The organism is Stenotrophomonas sp. K-6 (genome assembly GCF_056861555.1).
Window position 1 is genome coordinate 1 of the sequence record NZ_JBSPUC010000003.1, and the last position, 4,580, is coordinate 4,580.

Sequence of the window (4,580 nt, forward strand, 5' to 3'; positions counted from 1 at the left end):
CGGCATGGTTGCCGCTTGTCGAGCCCCCAAGGATGGGTTTACGGCGTGTCTCGCCTTCCCACCCCCGCCACGCCAGCCCACGGACTGGCAACCGCCGCATTAGGCTTCTGTCTTGATCCTCGCCGTGGCCGTGGCCCGGGCTCCGGCTCGTTTCGACTGCAACGGATGCCCCGGCCCGCCCCAGCGCCTATAATCGGGGGCCACATTGCCTGTTGCCCCGCCATGACCGCCGAAACGGCCGCCGAACTCCACACGATCATCGACCTGATCCGCTACGGCACCAGCCGTTTCAACGCCGCAGGGCTCACCTTCGGGCACAGCTACGACAACGCCCTGGACGAAGCCACCCAGCTTGTCCTGCACAGCCTGCACCTCCCGCATGACCTCGGCCCCGCCTACGGCCAGGCCCGCCTGCTGCAGGACGAAAAGGTCCGCGTGCTGGAGCTGTTCCAGCGCCGCATCGACGAGCGCATCCCGGCCGCCTACCTCACCGGTGAGGCGTGGTTCGCCGGCCTGAGTTTCAAGAGCGACCAGCGCGCCCTGGTGCCGCGCTCCCCGATCGCCGAACTGATCGAGTGCGGCTTCGAGCCGTGGCTGGCCGGCCGCGATGTCCATCGCGCCCTGGACCTGTGCACCGGCTCGGGCTGCATCGCCATCGCCATGGGCCACTACTACCCGAACTGGGAAGTCGACGGCGTCGACCTCAGCGACGAAGCACTGTCGCTGGCCGAAGAGAACAAGGAACGTCTGCAGACGCAGAACGTCACCCTGCTCAAGTCCGACCTGTTCAACGGCCTGACCGGCCGTCACTACGACCTGATCGTCACCAATCCCCCGTACGTCACCAACGACGAGACCGATGCCCTGCCGCAGGAGTACGCCTACGAGCCGGAGATGGGCCTGCGTGCCGGCGACGACGGCCTGGACCTGGTGCTGAAGATTCTGCGCGATGCCCCGCTGCACCTGAGCGAGGATGGCCTGCTGATCTGTGAAGTGGGCGAGTCCGAGCAGCACCTGTACAAGCTGCTGCCGGAAGTGGATTTCCGCTGGGTCGAGTTCAAGGTCGGCCAGATGGGCATCTTCGCCGTGGAGTGCCGCGAATTGATCGCGCACAACGCCCGCATTACCGAACTGGCAGCGCAGCGGCCGTGAGTTCCAACAGCTTCGGCAAACTGCTGACCGTCACCACCTTCGGCGAATCGCACGGTCCGGCGATCGGCTGCGTGGTGGACGGCTGTCCGCCGGGGCTGGAGATCAGCGCCGACGAATTCGCCCACGACCTGCAGCGCCGGGCTACCGGCAAGAGCCGGCACACCTCCGCGCGGCGCGAAGCCGATGAGATCGAGATCCTCTCCGGGGTGTACGAAGGCCGTACCACCGGCACCCCGATCGGGCTGCTGATCCGCAACACGGATCAGCGCAGCAAGGATTACACCAACATCGCCCAGCAGTTTCGTCCGGGCCATGCCGACTACAGCTACTGGCAGAAGTACGGCATCCGCGATCCGCGCGGTGGCGGTCGTTCGTCCGCGCGCGAAACCACCATGCGGGTTGCCGCCGGCGTCATCGCCAAGAAGTGGCTGCTTCAGCGCCATGGCGTCACGGTGCGTGGCTATCTCTCGCAGCTGGGTGAGATCACCCCGACCGGGTTTGACTGGTCGGCGGTGGAAGACAACCCGTTCTTCTGGCCGGTCGCCGATCAGGTGCCCGCGCTGGAGAGCTACATGGATGCGCTGCGCAAGTCCGGCGACTCGGTCGGCGCGCGCGTCAACGTCGTGGCTGACGGCGTGCCGCCGGGCTGGGGCGAGCCGATCTACGGCAAGCTTGATGGCGATCTCGCCGCCGCGCTGATGAGCATCAATGCGGTCAAGGGCGTGGAGATCGGCGACGGCTTTGCCAGCGCCGCGCAGAAGGGCACAGAACACCGTGACCTGCTTACCCCGCAGGGTTTTGCCAGCAACCATGCCGGCGGCATTCTCGGTGGCATCTCCACCGGCCAGCAGGTCACCGCCTCGATCGTGCTCAAGCCAACCTCCAGCCTGCGCCTGCCCGGTGCCACGGTGGACGCCAGCGGTGCCTCGGTCGAGGTGATCACCACCGGCCGTCACGATCCGTGCGTGGGCATCCGCGCCGCCCCGATCGCCGAGGCGATGATGGCGCTGGTGCTGATGGACCAGGCGCTGCGCCACCGCGCCCAGTGCGGCGATGTCGGCGAGATCACGCCGCGCATCCCGGGCACGATCGATGGCTGATCGGCGCCCCAAGGTCTGGGTCAGCCAGCCGCTGTTCGACGATGTCGTCGAACAGCTCGGGCAGCATTTCGACCTGACCATGACCGGCGACGTCACCCGCTATACGCCGCAGAAGCTGGCCGAACAGCTGGCCCACGTCGACGGCGCGCTGATCACCCTCAACGAACGCATCGGTGCGGCCGAGATCGCCAACGCGCCGCAGCTGCGCGCGATCGCCAACGTCGGTGTGGGCTACAACAACCTGGATATCGACGCGCTCAGCGCCGCCGGCATCCTGGCCAGCAATACCCCGGACGTGCTGACCGAAACCACCGCCGATCTCGGCTTCGCACTGTTGATGGCCACCGCCCGCCGCATCACCGAATCCGAGCGCTGGCTGCGTGACGGGCAGTGGGGGCAATGGTCGTTCCAGACCATGCTCGGTGCGGACATCCACGGCAGCACGCTGGGCATCCTCGGCATGGGCCGCATCGGCCAGGGCATCGCCCGCCGCGGCGCGCACGGCTTTGGCATGCGCGTGCTGTACCACAACCGTTCGCAGCTGCCCGAGGCCACCGAGGCCGAGGTCGGCGCGCAGTATGTGGACCTGGATACCCTGCTGGCGCGGGCCGATCACCTTGTGCTGGTACTGCCGTACAACGCTGCTTCGCACCACATCATCGATGCCGATGCACTGGCGAAGATGAAGCCGACCGCCACGCTGATCAACATCGCCCGCGGCGGCATCGTGGATGAGCTGGCGCTCGCCGATGCCCTGGCCAACGGCCGCCTCGCCGCGGCCGGGCTGGATGTGTTCGAAGGCGAGCCGACGGTGCGCCCGGAGCTGCTGGCCCTGCACAACATCGTGCTGACCCCGCACATCGGCAGTGCCAGCCAGGCTACGCGCCGGGCGATGGTGCAGCTGGCCGTGGACAACCTCACCGCCGCACTGGGGCAGGGGCCGGATGCCGGTCGCCCGCCGAGCGCGATCAACGCCGACGCGGTCGCTGCCGTGAAAACCGGCGACGCGGCCGTGGGCGGCAAAAAAATCGACGACGCAAAACGATAGGGAACCGCGCTGGCCAACAGGCGAGGTTCCCGAACCGGTAGGTACCGACCGAGGGTCGGCACATATCTCCAAGGCACGGCAGGTACCGATCGTTGGTCGGTACACATCCCCAACGCACGTTACGTATCGGCCACGGGTCGGTACACAAAACAGAGGTTCTCATGAGCAATCCAGATCGTCGTTTCCACGTCGCCGTCGTCGGTGCTACCGGTGCTGTCGGCGAAACCATGCTGGCCATCCTGGCCGAGCGCAATTTCCCGATCGCCACGCTGAGCCTGCTCGCGTCCTCGCGTTCGGCCGGTGGCGAGATCGAGTACCAGGGCGAGAAGATCAAGGTCCAGGACCTGAGCACCTTCGATCCGAACGGCGTGGACATCGCGCTGTTCTCCGCCGGCGGCAGCGTCTCCAAGGAGTTCGGCCCGAAGTTCGCGGCCGCCGGTGCCGTGGTGATCGACAACTCCTCGGCCTTCCGCTACGACGATGACGTCCCGCTGGTCGTCTCCGAAGTGAACCCGGAGGCGCTGAAGAACCGCCCGCGCGGCATCATCGCCAACCCGAACTGCTCCACCATGCAGATGCTGGTCGCACTCGCGCCGCTGCACCGCCAGTACGGCATCGAGCGCATCAATGTGGCCACCTACCAGTCGGTGTCCGGCGGCGGTCGCTCGGCGCTGGAAGAACTCGGCAAGCAGACCGGCCAGCTGCTCAGCTTCCAGGAAATCGATCCGCAGCGCTTCCCGGTGCAGATCGCCTTCAACCTGATCCCGCACATCGATGATTTCCAGGACAACGGCTTCACCAAGGAGGAAATGAAGCTGGTCTGGGAAACCCGCAAGATCCTCGGCGATGACAGCATCCTGGTGAACCCGACCGCCGTGCGCGTGCCCGTGTTCTATGGTCACTCCGAAGCGGTCACCATCGAAACCCGCGACAAGGTCACCCCGGACGCGGCGCGTGAGCTGCTGGCGCGTTCGCCGGGCGTGGAGGTGGTCGACAAGCATGAGGCCGGTGGCTATCCGACCCCGGTCACGCATGCCTCGGGCACCGATGCGGTGTACGTCGGCCGCATCCGTGAGGATCTGTCGCACCCGCGTGGCCTGAACCTGTGGATCGTCTCGGACAACATCCGCAAGGGCGCTGCCCTCAATGCCGTGCAGTTGGCCGAGCTGGTCGCTGCCGAAGGCTGATCGCGTGGTGGGGGGGGGGGGGGGGGGGGCCCCCCCCCCCCCCCCCCCAAAAAACCCCCAAACCGGGGGGGGCGGTTTAATTGGCCCCCAGAA

4 protein-coding genes are annotated in these 4,580 nt (G+C 66.9%); all 4 read left to right on the forward strand.

The window, feature by feature from the left end; translation table 11 throughout:
• The first annotated feature begins 222 nt into the window (after positions 1–222).
• Positions 223–1,152 carry a 50S ribosomal protein L3 N(5)-glutamine methyltransferase gene (gene prmB / locus AC13F7_RS10380; RefSeq protein WP_483000168.1) on the forward strand — a complete coding sequence of 310 codons (930 nt, stop codon included), beginning with the start codon at positions 223–225 and terminating at the stop codon, positions 1,150–1,152.
• On the forward strand, positions 1,149–2,252 hold the full coding sequence (gene aroC, locus AC13F7_RS10385; protein WP_123730620.1) for a chorismate synthase: 1,104 nt from the start codon (positions 1,149–1,151) through the stop codon (positions 2,250–2,252). The genes prmB and aroC overlap by 4 nt, the downstream gene beginning before the upstream one ends.
• The gene (locus AC13F7_RS10390) at positions 2,245–3,300 is read left to right on the forward strand and encodes a 2-hydroxyacid dehydrogenase (protein ID WP_483000170.1); all 1,056 of its coding nucleotides are present in this window, start codon (positions 2,245–2,247) and stop codon (positions 3,298–3,300) included. The genes aroC and AC13F7_RS10390 overlap by 8 nt, the downstream gene beginning before the upstream one ends.
• Positions 3,301–3,461: 161 nt before the next feature.
• Positions 3,462–4,487, forward strand: coding sequence for an aspartate-semialdehyde dehydrogenase (locus tag AC13F7_RS10395; RefSeq protein WP_481470870.1), 1,026 nt, complete (start codon positions 3,462–3,464; stop codon positions 4,485–4,487).
• Positions 4,488–4,580: the final 93 nt, after the last annotated feature.

Coding starts and splice junctions, on each gene's coding strand:
- prmB (WP_483000168.1), top strand. CDS start 223: ATGACCGCCGAAACGGCCGCCGAACTCCACACGATCATCGACCTGATC.
- AC13F7_RS10390 (WP_483000170.1), top strand. CDS start 2,245: ATGGCTGATCGGCGCCCCAAGGTCTGGGTCAGCCAGCCGCTGTTCGAC.
- AC13F7_RS10395 (WP_481470870.1), top strand. CDS start 3,462: ATGAGCAATCCAGATCGTCGTTTCCACGTCGCCGTCGTCGGTGCTACC.